Below are 24,494 nucleotides of genomic sequence, written 5' to 3'. Positions count from 1 at the left end.
TGCCCGCGGACCCGGACGACCTGGACGACCTGGTCGCGGACACCGTGCTGGACGGGGCGCGGTACGGGAGCAGCACGCTGCGGGCCGCTTCCGTGCGGGGGGACTCCGCGCGGTTCCGGGGTGAGCCGCGCCGGGACTCGTTGCTGACCGCGCGGTTCGGGATCGGGGAGCAGGCCCTGGTGCTGGTCGCGATGGCGACCGGGGCGCGGGCCACACCGGGGGCGCACCGGGCCGCCGCCGAGGCCTGCCACTGGATCGGGCGGGCCGTCGGACGGAGTCACGCCCGGCTCGCCGAGGACATCCGGGCCGCCCGGCGCGGTGATCTCAAGTCCGGTCTGCACCGGCTCACCGACCGCAGCCTCGGCAAACTCCGTGCCAGCGCCGCGGAGCAGGGCATCGACCCGGACGAGTACGCGGCCACCCTGCGCTGTCTCCTCCTCCCCGCGGACCCGGAGTGCCGTACCCGCGTCTTCTTCGGCGTCGGCCCCGGTGGTCTGTTCCGGTTGCGCGGCGGCGAGTGGCAGGACATCGAGCCCACCGCGGGCGAGGCGGCCGGAGAGGCCGTCGTCGGTTTCGGTTCGCAGCCCGCCGAGACTCCCGAGGGCGACCGGCTGACCATGGACCTCGGTATCCCGACCCCGCCGAGCCCGTACGAACCCGCCCCCGAACCGCCTCGCGAGCCCTTCCGCTTCCGTGCCTCCGTCGCCCGCCCCGGCGACACGCTTCTCATGTGCACGGGCGGGCTCGCCGAACCCTTGCGCGGCGAGCCCGAACTGTCCGCGCATCTGGCGGGCCGTTGGTCCGCCACCACCCCACCCGGCCTGGCCGCATTTCTCGCCGACACCCAAGTGCGGGTCAAGGGTTATGCCGACGACCGCACGGCCGCCGCCGTTTGGGAGGCGTGAGCGCCCGGGCTGTGAATTCATGGAACCCAGAGGGATCCGCAGTACACCGGAAACCGAAGGGCACGCGAGAACCATGGCCAAGCAGAACGTTGCCGAACAGTTCGTCGACATCCTCGTCCGCGCCGGGGTCAGGCGCCTCTACGGCGTCGTCGGCGACAGCCTCAACCCGGTTGTCGACGCGATCCGCCGCAACTCCGCCATCGACTGGATCCACGTACGGCACGAGGAGACCGCCGCCTTCGCGGCCGGCGCGGAGGCGCAGATAACCGGGAAGCTCGCGGCCTGCGCCGGCTCCTGCGGCCCCGGCAACCTGCACCTCATCAACGGCCTCTACGACGCCCACCGTTCCATGGCCCCGGTCCTCGCCCTCGCCTCGCAGATCCCGTCCAGCGAGATCGGCCTCGGCTACTTCCAGGAGACCCACCCGGAGCGGCTCTTCCAGGAGTGCAGCCACTACAGCGAGTTGATCTCCAGCCCCAAGCAGATGCCCCGCCTCCTCCAGACCGCCATCCAGCACGCGGTCGGCCAGTCCGGCGTCAGCGTCGTGTCCCTCCCCGGCGACATCGCCTCCGAACCCGCCCCCGACAAGGCCGCCGAGACCGCCCTCGTCACCTCCCGCCCCTCCGTTCGCCCGGGCGACGCAGAGATCGAGAAACTCGTCGAGATGATCGACGCGGCCGGCAAGGTCACCCTCTTCTGCGGCAGCGGCACGGCGGGCGCGCACGCCGAGGTGATGGAGTTCGCCGGGAAGATCAAGTCCCCGATCGGACACGCCCTGCGGGGCAAGGAATGGATCCAGTACGACAACCCGTACGACGTCGGCATGAGCGGACTGCTCGGCTACGGCGCCGCCTACGATGCCACCCACGAGTGCGATCTGCTGATCCTGATCGGCACAGACTTCCCGTACAACGCGTTCCTGCCCGACGACGTGAAGATCGCCCAGATCGACGTACGGCCCGAACACCTCGGCCGGCGCTCGAAGTTGGACCTCGCGGTGTGGGGCGACGCGAAGGAGGCGCTGCGCTGTCTGATCCCGCGGGTGAAGCCGAAGGGGGACCGGAAGTTCCTCGACCGGATGCTCAAGAAGCACGCCGACGCGCTGGAGGGGGTCGTCAAGGCGTACACGCGGAAGGTCGACAAGCAGGTCCCGATCCACCCCGAGTACGTGGCCTCCGTACTCGACGAACTGGCCGACGAGGACGCCGTGTTCACCGTCGACACGGGCATGTGCAATGTGTGGGCCGCCCGCTACATCACGCCCAACGGCCGCCGCCGCGTGATCGGTTCGTTCTCGCACGGCTCGATGGCGAACGCGCTGCCGATGGCGATCGGCGCGCAGTTCACCGACACCGAGCGGCAGGTCATCTCGATGTCCGGCGACGGCGGATTCTCCATGCTGATGGGCGACTTCCTCACCCTCGTCCAGTACGACCTGCCGGTGAAGGTCGTCCTGTTCAACAACTCCTCGCTGGGAATGGTCGAGTTGGAGATGCTGGTCGCCGGTCTCCCGTCGTACGGCACCACCAACAAGAACCCCGACTTCGCCGCCGTGGCGCGCGCCTGCGGTGCCTACGGGGTGCGGGTCGAGAAGCCCAAGGATCTGGAGGGCGCGCTGAAGGCGGCTCTCAAGCACAAGGGCCCGGCCCTCGTCGATGTCGTCACCGACCCCAACGCGCTGTCCATCCCACCGAAGATCAGCGCCGAGATGGTGACGGGCTTCGCGCTCTCGGCGTCAAAGATCGTGCTGGACGGGGGAGTTGGCCGCATGCTGCAGATGGCGCGTTCCAACATCCGCAACGTCCCGAGGCCCTAACCGTCGTACGGCGCCCAGCCCTTGGCCGAGTACCAGTAGTGCGGCAGGCCCTTGATGCTCGTCGTGCGGAACGGCCTGCCGTGGTCGTCGATGCGGAGGGTGCCGGTGCGGCCCTGGGAGGACCAGCCGAGTTCGAGGTACCAGCGGCAGTCGCAGGTCTGGGTCCGGGCCTTGACGAGCAGCACCTCCGGGTCCTGCGCGGAGACCTTGTACGGCAGGTGCACCGCGGGGACCGGCGTGCCCAGGTCGCTCCCGGCGACCGGGCGGGCCAAAGGGCGGCCGGCGTCCAGGTCCACCCCGAAGTAGCGGGGGCTGACCTCGCCGCCGCAGCCCTGGTCCATGGCATAGGCGGTGCCGTGGACGGGGGCCGCCCGGCCCACGACCCGGACGCGCAGCGACTCCAGGACGACCGCCGTGGTCGTCCGCCCCTGCACCGAGATCTCGACGTCGGTCTCCCGCCCGTGCACCGCGCGCTGCTTCGCCGCCCAGGTCCCGGCGTCCTCCGGGGCCGGGGGCGGCGGAACCCGCGCGGGTGACTTCTCGACGACGTAGTCGTGGCTGCAATGGATGGCCCACGCCTGGGAGTCGGCGGTCCAGGTGAGGGGAGCGAGAGGTGCAGGGGGTGCGGACGGTGTGGCCCTGGGCTTGGCGGTGTCGTGGGTGGAGATCGCCGACAGGCTGCCCCACACCGCGAGTACCGCGCACACTGCGGCGGCGGTGAGCGTGAGCCGCCGTCGGTACCAAGGGCCGCGGCCGGGCGCCGGCGCGGGGGCTTCCTCCGGCACCGGTTCGGGGTCGGGGACCGGGCTCTCGGCGGGCCGGGGCCGCTGCCGGGCCGCCACCGCCAGGATCCAGTACCGGTGCAGCCGCAGCCGTTCCTCCGGTGTCGCCCCGCACATCGCCGCGAACCGCTCCACGGGTGCGAAGTCGAGCGGGACCGCCTCGCCGACGCAGTAGCGGTGCAGGGTCGAGGCGTTCATGTTCAGGCGGCGGGCCAGCTGGCTGTAGCTGCGGTCCGTGCGGTCCTTCAGCCGTCGCAGCAGCGCCGCGAACTCCTCGACATCCTTGTCGTCGCCCTCGCCCGACACCGTTCCCCCGTGCGCGCCGCGTCCCGGGACGGCATCCCAGGCACTCCACATATGAGGAGGTCAGCGGGGGTGGGACGGTTCCACCGTTGCGGGGTCGGTGTCGGTCATTGCGGTCGGCCGGGCCGCGCGCCGAAGCTCTGAGGGACCACACGAGACCACACCGCACGGCACCGAACCGAAACGGGGAAACCACGTGAACAGCAAGAAGGCCACGCGCCGTACCGCCCTCGCCGCCGGCCTCGCCCTCGCCCTCGGGCTGGGCGTGGCGGCCCAGGCCTCGGCCGGCGGCCCGCGCACCGTCGGCGGCTCACCGTCCGACAACATCACCCGCATCGCCGACTTCTACGGCGCCTACGTCGACGCCGAGAGCGACCTCGACGGCGGAGGCGGCAAGCTCGCCCAGCAGCTGCGCGCGTACTACCTCACGCCCGCCTACCTGAAGCAGTTGAAGGCATGGGAGGACAGGAACCACGCGGACGGCGTCCTCCAGGCGCAGAACACGCCCCTCAGCTGGAAGGTCACCGACAACGGCACCACCGACTACACCGAGGCCGCCATCACCCTGACCTGGGGCGGCGGGGACACGACCAAGGTGATCGTCGACATGACCCGTACGACCCACAAGATCTTCCACATCGGGACGAAGGGAATCGGCCGCAAGTAGGCATCGCCGAGGGCCCGTTGGCGGTTCCTGAGCGGCTGATTCCGGCCAGATTCGCGGAGGACGGGCCCTGGGGGAGGTTCGGGGGGACCAACCGCCCCACGCCTTCACGGACTACGGCCGGATCGGCAGCCCGGAATCGGCAGTCGGTGCGATCGCCGGTGGTCAGGACGGCACGGGGTGTCTGGTCCCGGCGCCCGACGCCATGACATCGAGGGGGTGGACGTCCCGGCCGGCCCGCCCGCGCCGCATGCTCCGTACGGTGGCCGTTCGACCGTACGGACGTCAACGGCCCCGATTCCTCCGCCCCGCCGGATTCGGCCCAACCATGGCCGAACACCTGGTCGTTGACGATTCGACATGACTGGCCCGTTCCGGACGAGGGCATGGATCCCCGTGAACATGTTCGAGCAGGAAGGGAACCGGAAAACCGGCGCAGGCGGGGGTCATGAAGAGGCAAGCACGAGGGGGCGGTCCCATGGCGGTCGGGGCCTCCTCGGCGAAAACGGTGGAGGAAACGGCCGACAGCGCCATGGAACCGGCGCAGTCGCCTCAACTGAGGCGCAGACTCGGACGCGCGGACCTGCGGGCGGTGCCCGAAGCACGCAGGGCGTTGCGTGAACTGTTACGGCACTGGGGGAGGCCGGGACGATCGGAGATAGCGGAGCTGCTCACGAGTGAACTCGTCACCAACGCGCTGATCCACACCGACCACGACGCCGTGCTGACGGCGACGGTCGGACCGCGTGGACTGCGCGTGGAGGTACGGGACTTCGTGGCACGGAGGCCCAGACTGCGCGCACCGATCGCCGACGACGGTACGCACGGGCGGGGCCTGGTCCTGGTGCAGTCCCTCGCGGACGCCTGGGGAGTGTCGCCCCACGGGGTGGGCAAGTCCGTCTGGTTCGAACTCGATTCGGACGCGGCATGAGCAACGGGACGGGGACGGCGTCCAGTTGGACTCCGTCCCCGTCCCGTTGTCGCCCGGTCCCGGACCTCGTGGTCCCGGATCAGCCGAACTGCTGCTCCAGGTCCTTGAGCTTGCGCTCAAGGGAGTCGAGCCGCGGCAGTGCCATGGTGTCGTCCTCCGCGGTGAGATCGACGGTTATCGGGTCAGATGCCCCGCGGACTGGCTGGAGTGAGGGACGCGTGCGAACTGGCAGCGGTTCTCCGGTCGATAGAGCAGGCTCCGCGGAAGGCTGGGCGGAGCCGCGCTCCAGGGCCTGCGGTTCCGGCGTCCGGCGGCCGATGATGCCGCGCTGGCCCCGGCTTATCGCCTTGAGCTGGGCCCGCTCGATCCGCTGCTGGTCGCGGCGGCGCAGTCGGGTCTCTTCCTTCTTCGCCTTGTCCTCGCGCACCTCGTCGACCGCCTCGTCCAGGCTGCGCACGTTCTCCAGGAGCATCAGCGACCAGGCGCTGTAGGTCTCGCGGGGGGCCCGCAGCCAGCGGACGATACGGATCTGCGGCAGCGGACGCGGCACGAGACCCTGCTCGCGCAGCGCGGCACGACGGGTCTGCTTCAGCGCCCGGTCGAACAGGACCGCGGCCGACAGGGACATGCCGGAGAAGAACTGCGGAGCGCCCGCGTGGTCGACACCCCTGGGCGCGTGCACCCAGTTGAACCAGGCGGCAGCGGCCGCGAACGTCCATACGAGTATGCGGGAGCCGAGGGCCGCGTCACCGTGGCTGGCCTCGCGGACCGCGAGGACGGAGCAGAACATGGCCGCACCGTCGAGGCCGAACGGGACCAGGTACTCCCAGCCGTCGGTGAGGCCGAGGTTCTCCTGGCCGAAGCCGACCAGTCCGTGGAAGGAGAGTGCCGCGGCGACCGCCGCACAGCAGAACAGAAGGACGTAGGAGGCGATGCCGTATATGGCCTCCTTGCGCCTGCGGCGCTCCTCCGTGCGCTCCCACGAGTCGTCTTTCGCGTGCTCCCCGCCGGACCGCTTGCTCCGCGCGAGCACCGCAACCGCCGCCAGCATGCCCAGGAGCAGTACGGCGCCGGGAAGCAGCCAGTTAAGCGATATGTCGGTCAGTCTCATCTGGGGTCCCTTGCATTGGGATAGGGCGTAACGCCCGCCATAGTGGCCCAATCCCAACGGCCCTCAGGCGTTTTCGGGGCAAGAGGCCGCCAAGGAGGTGCAAGGGGATGCCCAGGGCGGCTTTCTGCTCGAACTGCCGCTTGAGGGGCGGGAGTTGAGTTCGAATAAGACTACCCGTACGGGTGGTTCCACGGAAAGTTCCTGCGACAAGTGAGGAAGTTGTGAAGCACCTGTAACCGGGCGGGCGTCTCGTTCGCGGTGATCCTAGCGGGCCCGGAAACGGGCCCCGCACTGAGGGTCCCTCAACTCGCGGCGGCGGCCAGCAGTTTGGTGACCCGCTCCGCCTCGCAGGTGCGGGGACAGGTCGGGCAGGCGTCCAGCGCGTCCAGCGTGTAGTACATGCAGCAGCTCGCCCGGTCCCGGGTCGGCAACGCCTCGCCGTTCGGGCCCGTGACCTCGCGGAACGCGGCGGAACCGACGTACGGCTTGGTCGCGCCGGGCAGCAGCCGCTCCAACTCCCGCACCGCGCGCGGCTGTTCGCCGAAGAGATCGGCGACGTACCAGATCCCCTCCACGACCTCGTCGGTCGCCATGCCCCACAGGGCGCGGCCCCGCCGTCGCATCCGCGGGCCGAAGCCGGCCAGCAGGGGCTCCATGTGCTCGGCGACGGCGGCCCGCACCTCCGCGCGCAGCGCCTCCTCGTCGGCGACCACGCGCGCACCGGGCAGCGCCGCCGCCGGGTCGCCGGGCAGGCAGGCGAACGAGTCGGTGCGCACGACCAGGTGGCCCATGTCGAGGCCCTCGGCGGTGCGGTCGTATGTGACGTGGTTCACGGGGAGGCGGGGGACCCGGCGGTGCAGGAACCAGGGCACGGTGAACAGGAGGCAGGCCGGCCAGGCGTAGCGGTGCAGACCGAAGGTGGCTATCACGTCCGGCCGGCCGGCTCGGCCGTGGTCGCGCAGAACCTGGGCGTCGTCCCAGGCCAGGAACGCCTCCAGGTCGGCTCCGCCGGCGGCCAGCCCGGCCGCCGGGGCCCAGCCGCCACCGCTGGGGAGCGGTTGTCCCAGGGGGAGTTCGGTGATCGCGAGCCCGGGGACGACCTCGGTGAGGCGGGCGTACGAGTCCGCTACGGCCGAAGAGGGCAGGGGCATGCCGGGACCACCGATTCGCCGTTGGTTTAGAGGTAAGGCTTACCTTACCCACCCCTTCCGCAATTTGAACTAGTCCGATCTGCGCCTAAGGTGCTTGACGGACGAGTAACAAGCAGCCGTAATGACCCCAAGTACCGACACGTCCGGAGGAGGACCCGTGAAGCAGGGCGCGCAGGGCTCCGCCGGGACCGGCATACCGGACCCGCGTACCCGAGGAACACGGGTGCCGCCGCAGCCGCGCGCCGCCGACGTGGACCGGGACCGAGGCCGAGCGGACGGCACCGACGCCGTGCGCGGCGAGCACACGCACAGTGAGACGCCGTTCCCGCGCCCCCGGCAGACCCTCCAGCGGCCCTCCGTGCGCGGCCAGATACTCGACGCCCTGCGCGCCGCGCTCGTCGGTGGGGAACTGACCCCCGGCGAGGTCTACTCCGCGCCCGCGCTCGGCGACCGGTTCGGCGTCTCCGCCACGCCCGTGCGCGAGGCCATGCAGCAGCTCGCCACCGAGGGCGCCGTCGAGGTCGTACCGAACCGGGGTTTCCGCGTCGTCGAGCGGGGCGCCAGGGAACTCGCCGAGCTGGCGGAGATCCGCGCCCTGATCGAGGTGCCCGTGATGCTGCGGCTCGCCCGTACGGTGCCCACCGCCCGCTGGGCCGACCTGCGCCCGCTGGCCGAGGGGACCGTGCGCGCCGCGTCCTCCGGGTGCCGGGCGACCTACGCCGAGTCCGACCGGGCCTTCCACCGCGCGGTCCTCGCTCTCTCCGGCAACGAACAGCTGGTCCATCTCGCCGAGGATCTGCACCGCCGCACCCAGTGGCCGCTGGCCGGCGGTCCGGTTCCGCGCGGACGCGCCGACCTGGTGGCCGACGCGGCCGAACACCTCGCGCTCCTGGAGGCGTTGGGCGCGGGGGAGTGGGACGTGGCGCAGTCGCTGGTGCGGGAGCACTTCGCGGGCGTCGAGTGACACCGAATATGTGACTCCGGTCACGAGCGGGTCCGGGTCCGGCGACCGTGGGCCCCGACGGGAACCCGCCCGGCCGATGGTGACGTGCCCCACGGAAAGGGATGTCCGTTCCGTGGGGGAGAGCGCCGATGTTTCCGAATCCCGGCCAACAGGCCGCACAACAGGCAGCGCAGCGAGGTGCCGAACAGTCCGCACGCCGGGCGGCGGAGGACGGGATGCGGGCCGCGCAGGCGGGAGCCCGGCGCGGCCACTCCCGTTCCGGCGGCGGTCTGTTGAGCTTCCTCCTGCTCGTCGCCGTCGTGGTGCTGGTCGCGCGCGACCCCGAACTCCGGTCGTCCGTCCTGCACTTCGTCCACCACGTCGTGAACGTCGTCCAGAACCGGGCCGACGGCAACTGACCTACGCCGTGGCCGCACCCGCCCCCGGTACCGTCACCTACGCCGTGGCCGCACCCGGCGCGGGCACCGCCAACTGCCGTGCCAGCCACGTCGGTACACCGCCGAGCAGCCGGAACAGCCGCCGCGCCTCCTCGCGCAGCCGGGACGCCTCCGGCTCGACCTCCGCGTCCGCGAGCGAGGCGAGGGCCGGGGCCGTACCGACGAGGTAGCCCAACTCCTCCCGGATCCGCAGCGATTCGGCGAAGCCGTGCCGGGCCTCCGCCAACTCCCCGTCCCGCAGGGCGAGTCCGGCCAGATGACGCCAGGTGAACGACAGCAGCAGCGGGTCGGCGTGATCGGCGGCCCCCGCGTGCGCCCGCCGGTACGCGGCCCGCGCGGCCTGCGGCGAACGTGCCAGGTTCTCCGCGAGCAGCCCCCGCCGGAAGTCCAGCAGAGCCCGCCCACCGCCGCCCGGCGGGATCAGCGCCGCCGCCCGTCCGAGCGCGGCCCGCGCCTCGTCGGCCCGGTCCCGGACCCCGTGCAGGGTGGCCGCGTAGGCGAGGTATCCGCGTTCGCAGGCCGCCGCGCCCCGCTCGTCGTCGCTGTGGGCCAGCGCCTCGGCCGTCCGCAGCGCGTCGTCGGCCTCTTCCCAGCCCTGCTCGGTGTAGAGGCACCGCTCCACGAACAGGGCGGTCCGCTGGAGGGCCGTCGCCGCGGTGTCGGGCCGCAGCAGTGCCGCCGCGTCGACCCAGCAGGCCCGCGAGCGCAGCCGCCACACCGCGGTCTGGAGGGGATCGTCACCTTCGGTCGTTCCGTATCCAGACATGGCGGAATGCGCCACGTTGCCCTCCCCGAGCACACCATTGAGCTGTTGAGTGGTGGCCGCATCTCAGCACGGATCGGGCGGCCCGGCCAAGGGGGTGGGTGAAAGAATTCACAAAGTCGTGGGATCTTCGGGTCAGCTCATCCGCAGTGCCAGGAAGAAATCCAGCTTGTCCTCAAGGCGCGAGAGGTCCCGACTCGTCAACTGCTCGATCCTGCCGACCCGGTAGCGCAGCGTGTTGACGTGCAGGTGCAGCCGGGTCGCACAGCGCGTCCAGGAACCGTCGCACTCCAGGAACGCCTCCAGCGTCGGAATCAGCTCCGCGCGGTGCCTGCGGTCGTAGTCGCGCAGCGGGTCCAGGAGCCGCGCGGTGAACGCCCGCCGTACGTCGTCCGGCACGAAGGGGAGGAGCAGCACGTGCGAGGCCAGTTCCTGGTGTCCCGCCGCGCACACCCGCCCGGGCCGCGCCGCAGCCACCCGCCGCGCGTGCCGCGCCTCCTCCAGCGCGCCGCGCAGCCCTTCCGCCGAGTGCACGGCCGCGCTCACCCCGAGCGTCACCCGCCCGTCGTCGTCGAGCCCGGCCGACAGCGGATCCCGTACGGCCTCCAGGAGCACGTCCGCGTGGAGCCCGGACTCGGAGCCGTCGTGCTCCGCAGACACCGCGGGCAGCGGTACGAGCGCGATCGCCTCGTCGCCCGAGTGGGCCACGGCGATCCGGTCGGAGGGCTCCGGTCCCGTGGCCAGCGGGTCGACCAGGATCTCCTCAAGGAGCGACTGGGCGACCGGGCCGGCCTCGATGTCGCCGCCCTCCCACTCGACCCGGGCCACGACCACCTGCCAGTGCGGGGCCGCGCCGAGACCGGGCAGCAGTACGGGCGCGGCGACCCGCAGCCGCGCGGCGATCTCGGCCGGCGCGGCACCCGCCTGGACCAGCTCCAGGATCTCCTGCGCGAGCCGTCTGCGGACCGTGCGCGCCGCGTCCCGCCGGTCCCGCTCCACCGCGATCAGCTGCGTGACGCCCTGGAGCAGATCGAGCCGCTCGTCCGGCCAGTCCCCGGCGTCCGCCTCGACGGCCAGCAGCCAGTCCGACAGCACCGTCTCGCGCACGTCCCGCGAGCCCTGCGGCGAACGCCCGCTGCTGCGGATCGGGAAGAGCGAGTACGTCGACGCCCCCAGCGCCAGCCGGTGCGGTCCCCGGCGGCCCGTGCGGGCGGCGGCCAGGTGCTCGGCGGCCAGCTTGGCGCACACGTCCACGGGCAGCGCGGCCCCCGCCACCTTCGAGCCCGCGATCAGCCGCCCGGTCGGCGACAGCACCCACGCCCGCAGATCGAGGTCGGAGCCCAGCAGGTCCAGGACCACGTCCGGGCCGCCGCCCGCCGGGCCCGAGGTCATCATCCGCCGGTGCCGGTCCACCACGGCCGCCAGATCACCGGCCCGCTCACCGGACACCTGCCGTACGACGTGCTCGGTGATCGTCGCGAACGCCACCGACTCGTTGACCGCGAACAGCGGCAGCCGGTGCTTGGCGCAGGCGGTCACGAGGTCGTCCGGGACGGGCCCCAGCTCGGCCTCGCCGGCGGCCAGCGCGGCCACCCCGGCGGACACCAGGAGCCGTACGAACGGCTCGGAGTCGGCCGGGTTCCGGCGCCAGGCCAGACCGGTCAGGACCAGCTCGCCGCCCGACAGATAGCGGCTGGGGTCCCGCAGGTCGGTGGTCATCACCCCGCGTACCGTGCGGTCCAGCTCGTCCGCCCCGCCGAGCAGCCGCAGCCCCAGCGCATCGGTGTCCAGAAGTGCGCGCAGCCGCATCGCCGTCGCCGCCGTTCTTTGTCTAGAAAACTACGATGAACCAAGAGGTGCTGTGGGTGCGGGGCCGTGCGGGGCTGTTTCCCACGTTTCCACAGGGAATCGGAGGGGTTACTGATGACCTCCGTTCATACGAATCTACAAGATGCCCGCGCTGGCCAGCCAACTCCTTCATGGTTTCCGTGACTGACCCCGGGGAGCACGGCCCTGTGTACTGACCTCACGCTGCATTAACAGCGCATGAACGAGCCGGGCCCGCCGCACACGAACTGGCTTGATCCGTACGACCCACGAGACGAAGAAGAGAGCCGGTCATGGACTTCCTTCGCCCCGCAAGCTGGGAGGAGGCGCTCGCCGCGAAGGCCGAGCACCCCACCGCAGTACCGATCGCGGGCGGCACCGATGTGATGGTCGAGATCAACTTCGATCACCGTCGGCCCGAGTACCTGCTCGACCTCAACCGCATCGGTGATCTCTACGAGTGGGAGGTCGGCGCGGACAGCGTGCGGCTCGGGGCCTCGGTCCCGTACACCCGGATCATGGAGCATCTGCGCACCGAGCTGCCGGGCCTCTCCCTCGCCTCGCACACGGTCGCCTCCCCGCAGATCCGCAACCGCGGCGGCGTCGGCGGCAACCTCGGCACCGCCTCCCCGGCCGGCGACGCGCACCCCGCGCTCCTCGCGGCCGGCGCCGAGGTCGAGGCCGAGTCGGTGCGCGGCACCCGGCTCATCCCGATCGACGAGTTCTACACCGGTGTGAAGCGCAACGCGCTCGCGCCCGACGAGCTGATCCGCGCCGTCCACATCAAGAAGGCGGACGGCCCGCAGCAGTACTCGAAGGTCGGCACCCGCAACGCCATGGTGATCGCCGTGTGCGCCTTCGGTCTGGCCCTGCACCCCGACACCCGCACGGTCCGCACCGGCATCGGCTCGGCCGCGCCGACCCCCGTACGGGCGAAGGCCGCCGAGGAATTCCTGAACGCGGCGCTCGACGAGGGCGGCTTCTGGGACAACGGCCGGATCATCACCCCGTCGGTCGCCAAGCAGTTCGCGGACCTGTGCTCCGCCGCCTGCAACCCGATCGACGACGTCCGGGGCACCGCCAGCTATCGCCGCCACGCGGTCGGCATCATGGCCCGCCGCACCCTGACCTGGACCTGGGAGTCGTACCGCGGCACCGCCGCTCACACGGAGGGAGTCGCGTAATGCGCGTCAATTTCACGGTCAACGGCCGCCCGCAGGAAGCGGACGACGTGTGGGAGGGCGAGTCCCTGCTGTACGTGCTGCGCGAGCGGATGGGTCTCCCGGGTTCGAAGAACGCGTGCGAGCAGGGCGAGTGCGGCTCCTGCACGGTCCGCCTTGACGGCGTTCCGGTGTGTTCGTGCCTGGTCGCCGCCGGGCAGGCCGAGGGCCGCGAGGTCGTCACCGTCGAGGGGCTCGCGGACTACGCCAAGCAGCGCGCGGAGCACGGGAGTTGCGCAACAGGTGCCTGCGGTACGTCCGTTGACGAGGCCAAGGGCTGGCAGGCCAAGCCGCCGCTCGACTCCCAGACCGGCGAGGGCACCCAACTCGCCCCCATCCAGCAGGCGTTCATCGACGCCGGCGCCGTCCAGTGCGGCTTCTGCACCCCCGGCCTCCTCGTCGCCGCCGACGAGATGCTGGAGCACAACCCGAACCCGACCGACGCGGACATCCGCGAGGCGCTCTCGGGCAACCTGTGCCGCTGCACCGGCTACGAGAAGATCATGGACGCGGTCCGCCTGGCGGCCGCCCGACAGGGAGAGGCGGTCTGACATGTCTGTCAAAGACACACCCATCGGTACTCCCACCAAGGTCACCCAGGGTTCGAAGACCAAGGGCGGCATCGGCGAGTCCACGCTCCGCCCGGACGGCACCCTCAAGGTCACCGGCGAGTTCGCGTACTCCTCCGACATGTGGCACGAGGACATGCTCTGGGGCCAGATCCTGCGCTCCACGGTCGCCCACGCCGAGATCGTCTCCATCGACACGGTCGAGGCGCTCAAGACCCCCGGCGTCTACGCCGTCATGACCTACGACGACCTCCCGACCGACGTGAAGAACTACGGCCTGGAGATCCAGGACACCCCCGTCCTCGCGCACGGCAAGGTCCGCCACCACGGCGAGCCCGTTGCGATCGTCGCCGCCGACCACCCGGAGACCGCGCGCCGCGCAGCCGCGAAGATCAAGGTCGAGTACCGCGAACTCCCGGTCATCACCGACGAGTTGTCCGCCACCGCGCCGGACGCGATCCTCGTCCACGAGGGCCGCGACGACCACCACATCGGCCACGTCCCGCACCCCAACATCGTGCACCGCCAGCCGATCGTCCGGGGAGACGTCGAATCCGCCCGGAAGCGCGCCGACTTCATCGTCGAGGGCGAGTACACCTTCGGCATGCAGGACCAGGCGTTCCTCGGCCCCGAGTCCGGACTCGCCGTACCCGCCGAGGACGGCGGCGTCGACCTCTACATCGCCACCCAGTGGCTCCACTCCGACCTGCGCCAGATCGCGCCCGTCCTCGGCCTGCCCGAGGACAAGGTCCGCATGACGCTCTCCGGTGTCGGCGGCGCGTTCGGCGGTCGCGAGGACCTGTCGATGCAGATCCACGCGTGCCTGCTGGCCCTGCGCACCGGCAAACCCGTGAAGATCGTCTACAACCGCTTCGAGTCCTTCTTCGGGCACGTCCACCGCCACCCCGCCAAGCTCCACTACGAGCACGGCGCCACGAAGGACGGCAAGCTCACCCACCTCAAGGCCCGCATCGTCCTGGACGGCGGCGCCTACGCGTCCGCGTCCCCCGCGGTCGTAGGAAACGCCTCTTCGCTCGGCGCCGGCCCCTACGTGATCGACAACGTCGACATCGAGGCCATCGCCCTCTACACCAACAACCCGCCCTGCGGCGCGATGCGCGGCTTCGGCGCGGTCCAGGCGTGCTTCGCCTACGAGGCCCAGATGGACAAGCTCGCCGACAAGGTGGGCATGGACCGGGTCGCGTTCCGTCAGCTGAACGCGATGGAACAGGGCACGATCATGCCGACCGGGCAGCGGGTCGACTCCCCGGCGCCGGTCGCCGAACTCCTGCGCCGCGTCAAGGCGATGCCCATGCCGCCGGAGCAGCAGTGGCTCGCGGCCGGAGAGGCCGCGGACGTACGGCAGTTGCCCGGCGGTCTCTCCAACACCACGCACGGCGAAGGCGTCGTACGAGGGGTCGGCTACGCGGTCGGCATCAAGAACGTCGGCTTCTCCGAGGGCTTCGACGACTACTCGACGGCCAAGGTGCGCCTGGAAGTTGTCGGGGGTGAACCCGTCGCGGTCGTACACACCGCGATGGCGGAGGTCGGTCAGGGCGGTGTCACCGTCCACGCGCAGATCGCCCGCACCGAGCTGGGCGTCACCCAGGTGACCATCAACCCGGCGGACACACAGGTGGGTTCGGCGGGTTCGACCTCCGCGTCCCGCCAGACGTACGTCACCGGCGGTGCCGTCAAGAACTCCTGCGAGCTGGTCCGCGAGAAGGTCCTGGAGATGGGCCGCCGCAAGCTCGGCACCTACCACCCGGCCTGGGCCACAGCCGAACTCCTCCTGGAGGGCGGCAAGGTCGTCACCGACGCCGGCGAAGTCCTCGTCGATCTCGTCGACGTCCTCGAAGGCGAGGCCGTGGAGATCGAGGCCGAGTGGCGCCACCGCCCCACCGAGCCCTTCGACCTGCGCACCGGACAGGGTTTCGGCCACGTCCAGTACACCTTCGCCGCGCACCGCGCCGTCGTCGAGGTCGACACCGAACTCGGCCTGGTGAAGGTCATCGAGCTGGCCTGTGCGCAGGACGTCGGCAAGGCGCTCAACCCGCTGTCCGTGATCGGCCAGATCCAGGGCGGTACGACCCAGGGTCTCGGCATCGCGGTCATGGAGGAGATCATCGTCGACCCCAAGACCGCGAAGGTGCGCAACCCCTCCTTCACGGACTACCTCATCCCCACCATCCTCGACACGCCGACCATTCCGGTCGATGTGCTCGAACTCGCCGACGAGCACGCCCCGTACGGGCTGCGCGGCATCGGCGAGGCACCCACCCTGTCGTCGACTCCCGCCGTACTAGCGGCGATTCGGAACGCGACCGGGCTGGAACTGAACAGGACACCGGTACGCCCGGAGCACCTCACCGGTATGTGACCCTCCGGGTCCCCTTGTTCGTCTCGGGCCGTCCCCCGGGTCGTCCATCCCAAATCCCGCGCACCGCCGAAGGCGGATGGCGGGTGCCCCTGTGAACCTTGGGAGATGGCCCCATGACCCAGCAGTCCCTGGAACCCAGGACCGCCGCCGAAGACGCGGGCGAAGGAACCCGCGTCCCGGCCGGCCGGTCCTGGCTCGACCGCTACTTCCACATCTCGAAACGGGAATCGACCGTCGCGCGCGAGGTGCGCGGCGGAGTCACCACCTTCATGGCGATGGCGTACATCCTGCTGCTCAACCCCCTGATCCTGTCCGGCAAGGACGTGGCGGGGGACACGCTCGGCCAGAAGGGCCTGATCACCGCGACCGCGTTCGCGGCGGCCCTCACCACGCTCCTGATGGGCTTCGTCGGCAAGGTGCCGCTGGCCCTCGCCGCCGGACTCTCCGTCTCCGGAGTGCTCTCCTCGCAGGTCGCCCCGCAGATGACCTGGCCGCAGGCGATGGGCATGTGCGTGGTCTACGGCGTGGTCATCATGCTCCTGGTCGTCACCGGGCTGCGTGAGCTGATCATGAACGCGATCCCGCTCGCGCTGAAACACGGCATCACGATGGGCATCGGGCTGTTCATCGCCCTCATCGGCTTCTACAAGTCGGGCTTCGTGCACCAGGGCAAGGCAACACCCGTCACCCTCGGCCCGGCGGGCGAACTCGCGGGCTGGCCCGTCCTGTTGTTCGCCGGCACGCTGCTCCTCATCTTCATGCTCCAGGCCCGCAATCTGCCCGGCGCCATCCTCATCGGCATCATCACCGGCACGGTCGTCGCCGCGATCCTGAACGCCGCCGGGGTCATCGACCCCAAGCAGTGGGCGAGCGGCGCCGCCCCCGAACTGCACGGCAGCGCGGTCTCGATGCCCGACTTCTCGCTCTTCGGCCATGTGGAGTTCGGTGGTTGGGGCAAGGTCGGCGCGATGACGGTCGGCATGATCGTCTTCACGCTCGTGCTGGCCGGCTTCTTCGACGCGATGGCCACCATCATCGGCGTCGGCACGGAGGCGAAACTCGCCGACGACAAGGGCCGGATGCCCGGCCTGTCCAAGGCGCTGTTCATCGACGGCGCCGGCGGTGCGATCGGCGGTGTCGCGGGCGGCTCCGGCCAGACCGTCTTCATCGAATCGGCCACGGGAGTCGGGGAGGGCGCCCGCACGGGCCTCGCCTCGGTCGTCACCGGACTGTTCTTCGCCGCCTGTCTGTTCTTCACCCCGCTCACCGCGATCGTCCCGCAGGAGGTCGCGTCCGCCGCCCTGGTCGTCATCGGCTCGATGATGCTGATGAACGCCCGGCACGTGGACTGGGCCGACCGCGCCACCGCGATTCCCGTGTTCCTGACGGTGGTTGTGATGCCGTTCACGTACAGCATCACGGCGGGTGTCTCCGCGGGCGTCATCTCGTACGTCGCCATCAAGACCGCCCAGGGCAGGGCCCGCGAGGTCGGCGCCTTCATGTGGGGTCTGACCGTCATCTTCCTCGTGTACTTCGCCCTCCACCCGATCGAGGGCTGGCTCGGCGTGCACTGACCGACGCCCCAACTCCCCTTCCCCGCAACCCCGTCAGGAGACCGAGATGCTGGACATCGCCGAAGAGCTGCACCGGTGGGTCGAGCAGGGCCGCGACTTCGCCGTAGCCACCGTGGTGGCCGTCGGCGGCAGCGCACCCCGCCAGCCGGGCGCCGCCCTCGCGGTGGACGCCGACGGCATGGCGATCGGCTCGGTCTCCGGGGGCTGCGTGGAAGGCGCGGTCTACGACCTGTGCCAACAGGCCCTCACCGACGGCGAAACCGTCCTGGAGCGCTTCGGCTACAGCGACGAGGACGCCTTCGCCGTGGGTCTCACCTGCGGCGGAGTCATCGACATCCTCGTGACACCGGTACGGGCCGGCGACCCCGCCCGCCCGGTGATCACCGCCGCCCTCTCGACCGCGACGAGCGGTGGGGCGGCGGCACTGGCCCGGATCGTCTCGGGCCCGACCCACCTGCGGGGCCGCGCACTTGTCGTCCGCCCCGACGGCTCCTACGACGGCGGCTTCGGCGCCCACCCCGAACTGGACCGCACGGTCGCCGCCGAGGCCACCGCCCAGCTGGACGCAGGCCGCACCGGCACCGTCGAGATCGGCGAGCAGGGCTCCCGCTGCGGCGCCCCGCTCACCGTCCTGGTCGAGTCCTCGGTGCCGCCGCCCCGGATGATCGTGTTCGGCGCGATCGACTTCGCCTCCGCGCTGGTCCGCATCGGCAAGTTCCTCGGCTACCGGGTGACGGTGTGCGACGCCCGCCCCGTCTTCGCCACCAGGGCCCGCTTCCCCGAGGCCGACGAGATCGTCGTCGAGTGGCCCCACAAGTACCTCGACCGCACGGACGTCGACGCCCGTACCGTCCTGTGCGTCCTCACCCACGACGCCAAGTTCGACGTACCGCTGCTGCAACTCGCCCTGCGCCTCCCCGTGGCGTACGTCGGCGCGATGGGCTCCCGCCGCACCCACCTCGACCGCAACGAGCGGCTGCGCGAAGTCGGCGTCACGGAACTGGAGTTGGCGCGCCTGCGGTCCCCGATCGGCCTCGACCTCGGCGCCCGGACACCGGAGGAGACGGCCCTGTCGATCGCCTCCGAGATCGTCGCCAACAGACGTGGCGGCAGCGGGATCTCACTCACCGGCGCGCACACCCCGATCCACCACGACGCGACCTCGCTGCCCGCCCGGCGGATCGGTTCGGTGGCCTGAACTCCCGCTGTCAGCGCGGCAGTACGGGCCGGTCCGTCCGCACGGAGAACGCCGTGTCGCCCGCCACCGCCACCAGGGCGTCCCTGACGAGCAGGGCGTACGGGACGGTGTCGTCCGTGGAGTCACCGGGGTTCTGGAGCGCCGAAGTGCGCCAGCGGACCGTGCCGGTGCGCGCGTTCAGGGCCAGCAGCCGGCCGAACCGGTTGGCGAAGTAAAGGGTGTTGGACCTTGTAGAGAGCACCGGCGCCGACAGGTTCTCGATCTCCGTCGCCCGCTGCCACAGTTGCTTGCCGTCGCTCGCGCGCACGGCGGTGACCGTACCGTTCGGGCGGACGAAATAGATGACGCCCTTGAGGAGGGTGGGTGTGCCGCGCGCCGCGCCCGGCAGCGGGATCCGCCGGCCACCGTCGGCGGGGTCCACCTCCTCCAGAGTCGTGTACTGCTGGTCCTCGCCGCTGCCGAAGGAACCCTCGGCCAGCTTCGGCACCGCGAACACCAACCGCTCGTCGACCACACCCAACGGCTCGGCCCCCACGGGCAGTTGGGCGATCTCCTTGGACGTGCCGTCCGCCGGGTTCAGATGCAGCAGGGTGACCCCGCCCTTGGTGGGATCGTCCGCCGGTGTGCACAGGCCGTAGGGCGCGCCGTCCAGCACGGCCGGGGTGCAGGCGTCCCCCGCCGTCGACTTCGCCGGCGCGGTCCACAGTCGGTCGCCCGACGTGTCGTAGGCGACGAACTTCGTCGCGTTCTCGTCCATCGCCAGGATTCCGCCGTCGAACAGGACGGCGTTCCGGTCCTCGCTGACCGGGTGCTCCCACAGCTGGGTACCGGTCTTCGCGTCCAGGGCGACCAGCCGCCGGGTGACGAAGGTCTGGGTCGAGTCCGGCTTCACGTAGGTGAAGACGCGGCCGTCCTGGACGCCGACGGGACGCGAGGTCTCCGGACTGGTGCCCGACCGCCAGGTGACCCGGCCGGAGGCGGCGTCGAGCGCGGTGACCGTGAAGCCGGTGCCGGCGCAGTAGACGAGCGCGCCGCCGCCCGCCACACAGCCCGACTCCAGCTCGTCGAGGGGATCGCCCGTCTTGGCCGTGAGCAGACTCGCCTGCCACGGCCGCCAGCCGGCGGGCAGGGCCACGGCGGCCGAGGACGCGGCGGACGTGCTCGCGCCCGTGTCGCTGTTCTTGCCGTCCGACATCCGATGCAGGGTCGTGAGACCGAGCGCGACGACGGCGACCGCGGTGGCGAGCGTGATGACGAGCCGCCGTACTCGACGCGGGCGTCGTCCACCGTCCCGCACGGTCGCGGGAGTGCCGGGGCCAGGGCGCGCCGCTCCCGGCAGGTCCGCCACCGTGGTGGACTCGGGCAGGTTCAGCAACATGCCCTGGAGTTCGGTGAGTCGGGGACGGGCCCGCGCCTCCTTGTCGAGACAGCGCTCGGCGATGGTCCGCAACGGCTCCGGCACACCGTCCAACCGGGGCTGCTCGTGCATGACTTGATAGCCTGTCAAGTACGGGCTGGCACCGTCGAAGGGCCGGTTGCCGGTGGCCGCGTACACCAGCAGGGAGCCCAGCGAGAAGACGTCGGAGGCGGCGGTGACGTCCCGGGGCGCCGCGAACTGCTCCGGGGACATGAACGGCGGAGTGCCGATCAGCCGTCCCGTCATGGTGAGGGTCTGGTTGTCGGCGGCCCGCGAGATCCCGAAGTCGATGACCCGGGGGCCGTCCTCGGCGAGCAGCACATTGCTCGGCTTCAAGTCCCGGTGCACGACGCCCGCCTGGTGGATGTCCCGCAGCGCCTCGACGAGACCGAGCGCCAGGGTGCGCAGCGCCCGGCCGCCCAACGGGCCGTCCTTCTCGACGACTTCGGCGAGCGTACGGCCCGGCACGTACAGCGTCGCCATCCACGGGACCTCGGCATCGGGGTCGGCGTCCACGACGGGTGCGGTGAAGGCGCCGCTCACCCGGCGGGCGGCGGCGATCTCCTGCCGGAACCGGGCCCGGAACTCCTCGTCCTGCGCGTACTGCGCGTGCACGACCTTGACCGCGACCTGCCGCCCCGAGGCCGACCGCCCGAGATACACGACGCCCATCCCGCCGCTGCCGAGCCGGTCCCCCAGCACGTAGCCGCCCACGGACTCCGCATCCCCACGGTGAAGCGACATCGGCCGGTCACCTTCCCTGATTCCCGTTCCCACAAAGGCCGTTCGGCACCATCACACTAAAGCGTGCGCACCTGTCACCGGACACTGCCGCCGGGGGAGCGGGAAATGGGTTGCGAGCCCGGGGCGGTCCCACCTTCCATGGGCACATGGTGTCCACCGACCGACTGCTCGCCTTCGCGGCCCTGTCCTTCCTGCTGATCGTGGTGCCCGGCCCCAGCGTGCTGTTCGTGATCGGCCGGGCGCTGGCCCACGGCCGCCGCGCCGCGCTGACCACCGTGCTGGGCAACACGCTCGGCGCCTACCTCCTCGTCGTGGCGGTCGCCCTCGGCGTTGGCTCGCTGGTGGAACGCTCGGTCCTCGTCTTCACGACCCTCAAGCTCGCCGGCGCCGCCTACCTGATCTACCTCGGCGTGAAGGCCTGGCGCCAACGTGGTTCGCTGCGGGCCGCGTTCACCGGCGAGGACGCGCCCCCGCACAGTGGCCTGCGCACCCTCTGGGAGGGCTTCGCCGTCGGCGTCGCCAACCCCAAGACGATCGTGTTCTTCGCCGCCGTACTGCCCCAGTTCGTGGACCGCGAACAGGGCCATGTGACGGCCCAGATGCTGCTGCTCGGCCTCGTCTTCAACCTCATCGCCGTGCTCTCCGACAGCCTGTGGGGCCTGGTCGCCGCGACCGCCCGCGACTGGTTCGCCCGCTCACCCCGCCGCCTCTCCGCGGTCGGCGGCGCGGGCGGCCTCACGATGATCGGCCTGGGCGTGACGGTGGCGGTGACGGGCCGCAAGGACTGACGTCGTAAGGAGTCACCCCACAGGACTTCGCTACGGCCGCCTGAGCAGCCCGTTCACCGCCCGCCCGAACATCGACCGCGCCGCCCACCGCAGCGGCCCGTCGAAGAGCCGGGGCAGGAACCGCACCCGCAGCTCCTCCTGCCAGACGACCCGGCTGCGGCCCCCGGGCCCCGGCCGCACCTCGATCTCCGCCCAGCCGAGCACCACCCGCCCCCGCTTCTCCAGCCGTACGAGACCCGGCTCGTCGTCCGTCGGGGGGTGCCACACGGTGACCTCCATCCGGTCGTCGAAGGCGAGCGGGCCGAGGCCGGAGCGGGCCACGAACACCGTGCCCTCACCGGTCGGCGGCGGGGTGAGCACGGTGACCCGGGTCAGCGGGACCACCTCGGCATGGCGCGGCCACTCCGTCAACCGGCGCCACGCCTCCTCCAGGGGGAGCGGTGCCGTGCGTTCGAGACGGAAGTTGACCATGCAGGGATCGTAGAGAACGCATCGCGGTCGGCGGTACTTTCGTCGGGGGGCTCACACCCTTGGCCCAGCCGTTCATGGGCACGCAGACGTACACCACTGGGGGAGTCGGTCGTCATGCCACTGAAGGCCTACGGCGTATTGATCACGCGCGCGGTGGACACCCGGCGCGAGGGTGCCGCCGGTACACCGCACTATCAGATCCACCTCACGGACGACGCGGGCACGCACTACCGCGCCGCCGTCAACGTCCTGTCCGCCGAGCAGCCCTCCCAACTGCTCTACCTCGTCGGCGAGGACTTCCAACACCCGGTCACCGCCCGCCTGGAGGGCCTGCCCAGCGGTTGGAACACCCTGCTGCCCGGACCCGGCGGCCCGAACCTCGACTTCGTGCGCGGCAACCTCTTCGACCCGGCCCAGCTGCGCACGCTCCCGCCGGACGCGAGCGGTCCCGACAACGACCTCGCCGACCTCCTCGACCACTACGTACGACGCGCGGTCGACGACCCGGACGCCCGGCTGTACGTCTTCGGCGAGCGCTTCGGCCCCGAACCGACCGTCAAGGACAAGGTGTTCGGGTTCCTGCCCGGCAACGGCGTCCACGACATCCACATGAACCAGGGCAACAGCCGCCGCTTCAGCGGCGACGACGGCGTCTGGCAGGACGGCGGCATCCTGATCCACTTCCCGGCGCAGTCGCGCTGGGTGGCCATCTTCCTCGCCTTCCAGAGCCAGTCCTGGCACACCGACGACACCACCGGCCACACCCTGGAGGGCACCGACGGCAACCGCAACGAGCCCGGCGGGCAGCCGGTCCGGATCGTCGCGGCCCTGGTCAACCCCCGTGGCCCGGCACCCGAGTCGGAGAGCGTCACGCTCCTCAACGCCTCGCCCGATCCCGTCGACCTGACCGGCTGGCACGTCCGGGACCGGCTGGGCAACTCCTGCGCGGTACCGGCCCCCGGCCCGCTCGCCGCCGGCGCCCCGCTCCTCGTCCCGCTCACGGACGGCGTCCAACTCGGCAACAAGGGCGGCGAGATCACCCTCCTCGACGCGGGCGACCTGAAGGTGCACGGCGTCTCGTACACCGCCGACCAGGCCGCGCGGGAAGGCTGGACGGTGGTGTTCTGACGCTGCGGGAAACCTTCCTGCCGTGGTGTTCCGACGCTGTCCGGACGCTCCCTTCCGCACCGCGTGCGCGTACGGCACCATGAGCCCGACCCGCACCGCACCACCGGCCGGAGGGTGTCCCGTGGACCGCGAACTGCACGGCAGGCTCGACGAGTTGCAGCGCGACCCGTACCCGTACTACACCCGGGCCCGGGGGACCGCGGGCCTCACCCACGTCGCCGAACTCGACGCCTGGCTCGTCGCCCGGGACGCCGACGTCCGCGAAGTCCTGCGCCGCCCCGAGGAGTTCTCCTCGGCGGTCGCGCTACGGCCCGACGTGCTGCCGTCGCCCGCCGCGCTCGCCGTCCTCGGCGGCGGCTTCGGCGGGCGGCCGGTCGTCGTGACCGCGGACGGCTCGGAGCACCAGCGCCTGCGCGCGCCCATCGTCCGCGGCCTCTCCCCGGCCCGCGTCACGGCCGTCCTGCCCTACGCCGCCGAGCGCGCCGCCGCCCTCGTCGACGCCTTCGCCGGGGACGGGCAGGTCGACCTGATGTCGGCGTACGCCCGCAGGCTCCCCGGCGAGGTGATCGGCCGGATCGTCGGCCTCGAACCCGCCGACGTGCCCGGAGTCGTCCACGGCGGCCACCGCGCCGAGGAGTTGCTGTTCCGTCCCCTGGAGGAGGACGAGCAGGTCGCCGCGGCCCAGGACGTCGTCGCGATGCAGCACACCCTCGACCGATACGCACGCGAGCGCTACGACCAACCCCGCGAGGACCTCTGCTCGGAGCTGGTCGCCTCCGTCGTCGAGGGCCCGCTCACCCTGGACCATCGGCACCAACTGGTCGCCGATCTCCAGAACTTGCTGATCGCCGGACACCTCACCACCACCGCGCTGATCGGTACGACCGTCCTGCATCTGCTCCGCCACCCGCGCCAGTGGGAGCTGCTGTGCGCCGAGCCCGAGCGCATCCCCGCGGCGATCGAGGAGGCGGCCCGCTACGACACCGCACTGCAGGGCTTCCGCAGGATCACCACCCGGCCGGTCGTCCTCGCCGGTACCGAACTCCCCGCCGGGGCAACGCTGTTCATCGCCTTCGGCGCGGCCAACCGGGACGAGCGGCGCCATCAGCGCGCCGACACCTTCGACATCACCCGCTCCCCGGTCGCCCGCCACCTCGCCTTCGGCCTCGGCGTGCACGGCTGCCCGGGCTCCCAGCTCGCCCGGGAGCAACTCCGGCTCACCCTGGAGGAGTTGACCCGTCGGCTGCCCGGTCTGCGGCTCGCTGAGGACCGTCCGGTCACCATGCGGCCCACGATGATCCACCGTTCCCCGTACGCCCTGCACCTGACCTGGTGAGTGCGGCCCCTGGGC

21 protein-coding genes are annotated in these 24,494 nt (G+C 71.4%); 14 read left to right on the top strand and 7 right to left on the bottom strand.

Annotation, left to right across the window (positions count from 1 at the left end; genetic code table 11):
* Together JHN45_RS27185 and JHN45_RS27180 are read left to right on the top strand one after the other, a co-directional pair.
* Positions 1–905 (top strand): protein phosphatase 2C domain-containing protein (locus tag JHN45_RS27185; protein WP_201051004.1); only part of this gene is annotated, 905 nt, incomplete at its 5' end.
* Between the two features lie 73 nt (positions 906–978).
* On the top strand, positions 979–2,721 hold the full coding sequence (locus JHN45_RS27180; protein WP_201051003.1) for a pyruvate dehydrogenase: 1,743 nt from the start codon (positions 979–981) through the stop codon (positions 2,719–2,721).
* On the opposite strand, the gene JHN45_RS27175 is transcribed toward JHN45_RS27180, so the two are convergent.
* Positions 2,718–3,860: a helix-turn-helix transcriptional regulator gene (locus tag JHN45_RS27175; protein ID WP_236584152.1), complete on the bottom strand. Its 1,143-nt coding sequence runs from the start codon at positions 3,858–3,860 to the stop codon at positions 2,718–2,720. The two genes, JHN45_RS27180 and JHN45_RS27175, sit on opposite strands and share 4 nt — an antisense overlap.
* Positions 3,861–4,002: 142 nt before the next feature.
* Between JHN45_RS27175 and JHN45_RS27170 the strand changes: the two genes are divergently transcribed.
* Together JHN45_RS27170 and JHN45_RS27165 are read left to right on the top strand one after the other, a co-directional pair.
* Complete coding sequence (locus JHN45_RS27170) at positions 4,003–4,473, top strand: hypothetical protein (RefSeq protein ID WP_201051002.1); 471 nt, start codon at positions 4,003–4,005, stop codon at positions 4,471–4,473.
* A 475-nt stretch (positions 4,474–4,948) separates the two neighbouring features.
* Positions 4,949–5,401 (top strand): ATP-binding protein, encoded by a 453-nt coding sequence (locus JHN45_RS27165; protein ID WP_234469935.1) that lies wholly within the window; start codon positions 4,949–4,951, stop codon positions 5,399–5,401.
* Positions 5,402–5,480: 79 nt separating this feature from the next.
* Here JHN45_RS27165 and JHN45_RS27160 read toward each other — a convergent pair whose 3' ends face one another.
* On the bottom strand, positions 5,481–6,512 hold the full coding sequence (locus tag JHN45_RS27160) for a DUF2637 domain-containing protein (protein WP_200717704.1): 1,032 nt from the start codon (positions 6,510–6,512) through the stop codon (positions 5,481–5,483).
* Positions 6,513–6,814: 302 nt separating this feature from the next.
* Positions 6,815–7,663 carry a (2Fe-2S)-binding protein gene (locus JHN45_RS27155; RefSeq protein ID WP_201051001.1) on the bottom strand — a complete coding sequence of 283 codons (849 nt, stop codon included), beginning with the start codon at positions 7,661–7,663 and terminating at the stop codon, positions 6,815–6,817.
* Between the two features lie 157 nt (positions 7,664–7,820).
* Between JHN45_RS27155 and JHN45_RS27150 the strand changes: the two genes are divergently transcribed.
* Both JHN45_RS27150 and JHN45_RS27145 read left to right on the top strand, forming a co-directional pair.
* Entirely contained in the window at positions 7,821–8,627 is an 807-nt protein-coding gene (locus tag JHN45_RS27150) for a GntR family transcriptional regulator (protein WP_201051000.1), read from the top strand.
* Between the two features lie 128 nt (positions 8,628–8,755).
* On the top strand, positions 8,756–9,025 hold the full coding sequence (locus JHN45_RS27145; RefSeq protein ID WP_200717701.1) for a hypothetical protein: 270 nt from the start codon (positions 8,756–8,758) through the stop codon (positions 9,023–9,025).
* Between the two features lie 37 nt (positions 9,026–9,062).
* Here the strand turns inward: JHN45_RS27145 and JHN45_RS27140 are convergent, their stop codons facing one another.
* Both JHN45_RS27140 and JHN45_RS27135 read right to left on the bottom strand, forming a co-directional pair.
* Positions 9,063–9,845 (bottom strand): hypothetical protein, encoded by a 783-nt coding sequence (locus JHN45_RS27140; protein WP_201050999.1) that lies wholly within the window; start codon positions 9,843–9,845, stop codon positions 9,063–9,065.
* Between the two features lie 117 nt (positions 9,846–9,962).
* Positions 9,963–11,636, bottom strand: a complete 1,674-nt coding sequence (locus tag JHN45_RS27135; protein WP_201050998.1) for a PucR family transcriptional regulator ligand-binding domain-containing protein — start codon at positions 11,634–11,636, stop codon at positions 9,963–9,965.
* A gap of 311 nt (positions 11,637–11,947) precedes the next feature.
* On the opposite strand from JHN45_RS27135, the gene JHN45_RS27130 reads away from it, so the two are divergent.
* The 5 genes from JHN45_RS27130 (at position 11,948) to JHN45_RS27110 (ending at position 18,595) form a co-directional block, all read left to right on the top strand.
* Positions 11,948–12,838 carry a xanthine dehydrogenase family protein subunit M gene (locus JHN45_RS27130; RefSeq protein ID WP_201050997.1) on the top strand — a complete coding sequence of 297 codons (891 nt, stop codon included), beginning with the start codon at positions 11,948–11,950 and terminating at the stop codon, positions 12,836–12,838.
* Positions 12,838–13,425, top strand: coding sequence for a (2Fe-2S)-binding protein (locus JHN45_RS27125; protein ID WP_200713978.1), 588 nt, complete (start codon positions 12,838–12,840; stop codon positions 13,423–13,425). Before JHN45_RS27130 ends, JHN45_RS27125 begins: the two co-directional genes overlap by 1 nt.
* A 1-nt stretch (position 13,426) precedes the next feature.
* Positions 13,427–15,823: a xanthine dehydrogenase family protein molybdopterin-binding subunit gene (locus JHN45_RS27120; RefSeq protein WP_201050996.1), complete on the top strand. Its 2,397-nt coding sequence runs from the start codon at positions 13,427–13,429 to the stop codon at positions 15,821–15,823.
* A 113-nt stretch (positions 15,824–15,936) separates the two neighbouring features.
* Positions 15,937–17,397: an NCS2 family permease gene (locus JHN45_RS27115; protein WP_201050995.1), complete on the top strand. Its 1,461-nt coding sequence runs from the start codon at positions 15,937–15,939 to the stop codon at positions 17,395–17,397.
* Positions 17,398–17,443: 46 nt separating this feature from the next.
* Positions 17,444–18,595 (top strand): XdhC/CoxI family protein, encoded by a 1,152-nt coding sequence (locus JHN45_RS27110; protein WP_201050994.1) that lies wholly within the window; start codon positions 17,444–17,446, stop codon positions 18,593–18,595.
* Between the two features lie 10 nt (positions 18,596–18,605).
* Here the strand turns inward: JHN45_RS27110 and JHN45_RS27105 are convergent, their stop codons facing one another.
* Entirely contained in the window at positions 18,606–20,756 is a 2,151-nt protein-coding gene (locus tag JHN45_RS27105; protein WP_201050993.1) for a PQQ-binding-like beta-propeller repeat protein, read from the bottom strand.
* 146 nt (positions 20,757–20,902) lie between these two features.
* On the opposite strand from JHN45_RS27105, the gene JHN45_RS27100 reads away from it, so the two are divergent.
* Complete coding sequence (locus JHN45_RS27100) at positions 20,903–21,544, top strand: LysE family translocator (protein WP_200713983.1); 642 nt, start codon at positions 20,903–20,905, stop codon at positions 21,542–21,544.
* 30 nt (positions 21,545–21,574) lie between these two features.
* On the opposite strand, the gene JHN45_RS27095 is transcribed toward JHN45_RS27100, so the two are convergent.
* Positions 21,575–22,015 carry an SRPBCC family protein gene (locus JHN45_RS27095; RefSeq protein ID WP_200713984.1) on the bottom strand — a complete coding sequence of 147 codons (441 nt, stop codon included), beginning with the start codon at positions 22,013–22,015 and terminating at the stop codon, positions 21,575–21,577.
* A gap of 114 nt (positions 22,016–22,129) precedes the next feature.
* On the opposite strand from JHN45_RS27095, the gene JHN45_RS27090 reads away from it, so the two are divergent.
* Both JHN45_RS27090 and JHN45_RS27085 read left to right on the top strand, forming a co-directional pair.
* Positions 22,130–23,143, top strand: coding sequence for a DUF2278 family protein (locus JHN45_RS27090; RefSeq protein WP_201050992.1), 1,014 nt, complete (start codon positions 22,130–22,132; stop codon positions 23,141–23,143).
* Positions 23,144–23,264: 121 nt separating this feature from the next.
* Positions 23,265–24,479, top strand: coding sequence for a cytochrome P450 (locus JHN45_RS27085; RefSeq protein WP_201050991.1), 1,215 nt, complete (start codon positions 23,265–23,267; stop codon positions 24,477–24,479).
* Positions 24,480–24,494: the final 15 nt, after the last annotated feature.

Source organism: Streptomyces sp. MBT53 (genome assembly GCF_016654115.1).
Lineage (GTDB): Bacteria > Actinomycetota > Actinomycetes > Streptomycetales > Streptomycetaceae > Streptomyces.
This window is presented reverse-complemented; position numbering and strand designations above follow the sequence as displayed.

Coding starts and splice junctions, on each gene's coding strand:
- JHN45_RS27180 (WP_201051003.1), top strand. CDS start 979: ATGGCCAAGCAGAACGTTGCCGAACAGTTCGTCGACATCCTCGTCCGC.
- JHN45_RS27175 (WP_236584152.1), bottom strand. CDS start 3,860: ATGTGGAGTGCCTGGGATGCCGTCCCGGGACGCGGCGCGCACGGGGGA.
- JHN45_RS27165 (WP_234469935.1), top strand. CDS start 4,949: ATGGCGGTCGGGGCCTCCTCGGCGAAAACGGTGGAGGAAACGGCCGAC.
- JHN45_RS27160 (WP_200717704.1), bottom strand. CDS start 6,512: ATGAGACTGACCGACATATCGCTTAACTGGCTGCTTCCCGGCGCCGTA.
- JHN45_RS27155 (WP_201051001.1), bottom strand. CDS start 7,663: ATGCCCCTGCCCTCTTCGGCCGTAGCGGACTCGTACGCCCGCCTCACC.
- JHN45_RS27145 (WP_200717701.1), top strand. CDS start 8,756: ATGTTTCCGAATCCCGGCCAACAGGCCGCACAACAGGCAGCGCAGCGA.
- JHN45_RS27135 (WP_201050998.1), bottom strand. CDS start 11,636: ATGCGGCTGCGCGCACTTCTGGACACCGATGCGCTGGGGCTGCGGCTG.
- JHN45_RS27130 (WP_201050997.1), top strand. CDS start 11,948: ATGGACTTCCTTCGCCCCGCAAGCTGGGAGGAGGCGCTCGCCGCGAAG.
- JHN45_RS27125 (WP_200713978.1), top strand. CDS start 12,838: ATGCGCGTCAATTTCACGGTCAACGGCCGCCCGCAGGAAGCGGACGAC.
- JHN45_RS27120 (WP_201050996.1), top strand. CDS start 13,427: ATGTCTGTCAAAGACACACCCATCGGTACTCCCACCAAGGTCACCCAG.
- JHN45_RS27115 (WP_201050995.1), top strand. CDS start 15,937: ATGACCCAGCAGTCCCTGGAACCCAGGACCGCCGCCGAAGACGCGGGC.
- JHN45_RS27110 (WP_201050994.1), top strand. CDS start 17,444: ATGCTGGACATCGCCGAAGAGCTGCACCGGTGGGTCGAGCAGGGCCGC.
- JHN45_RS27105 (WP_201050993.1), bottom strand. CDS start 20,756: ATGTCGCTTCACCGTGGGGATGCGGAGTCCGTGGGCGGCTACGTGCTG.
- JHN45_RS27100 (WP_200713983.1), top strand. CDS start 20,903: ATGGTGTCCACCGACCGACTGCTCGCCTTCGCGGCCCTGTCCTTCCTG.
- JHN45_RS27095 (WP_200713984.1), bottom strand. CDS start 22,015: ATGGTCAACTTCCGTCTCGAACGCACGGCACCGCTCCCCCTGGAGGAG.
- JHN45_RS27090 (WP_201050992.1), top strand. CDS start 22,130: ATGCCACTGAAGGCCTACGGCGTATTGATCACGCGCGCGGTGGACACC.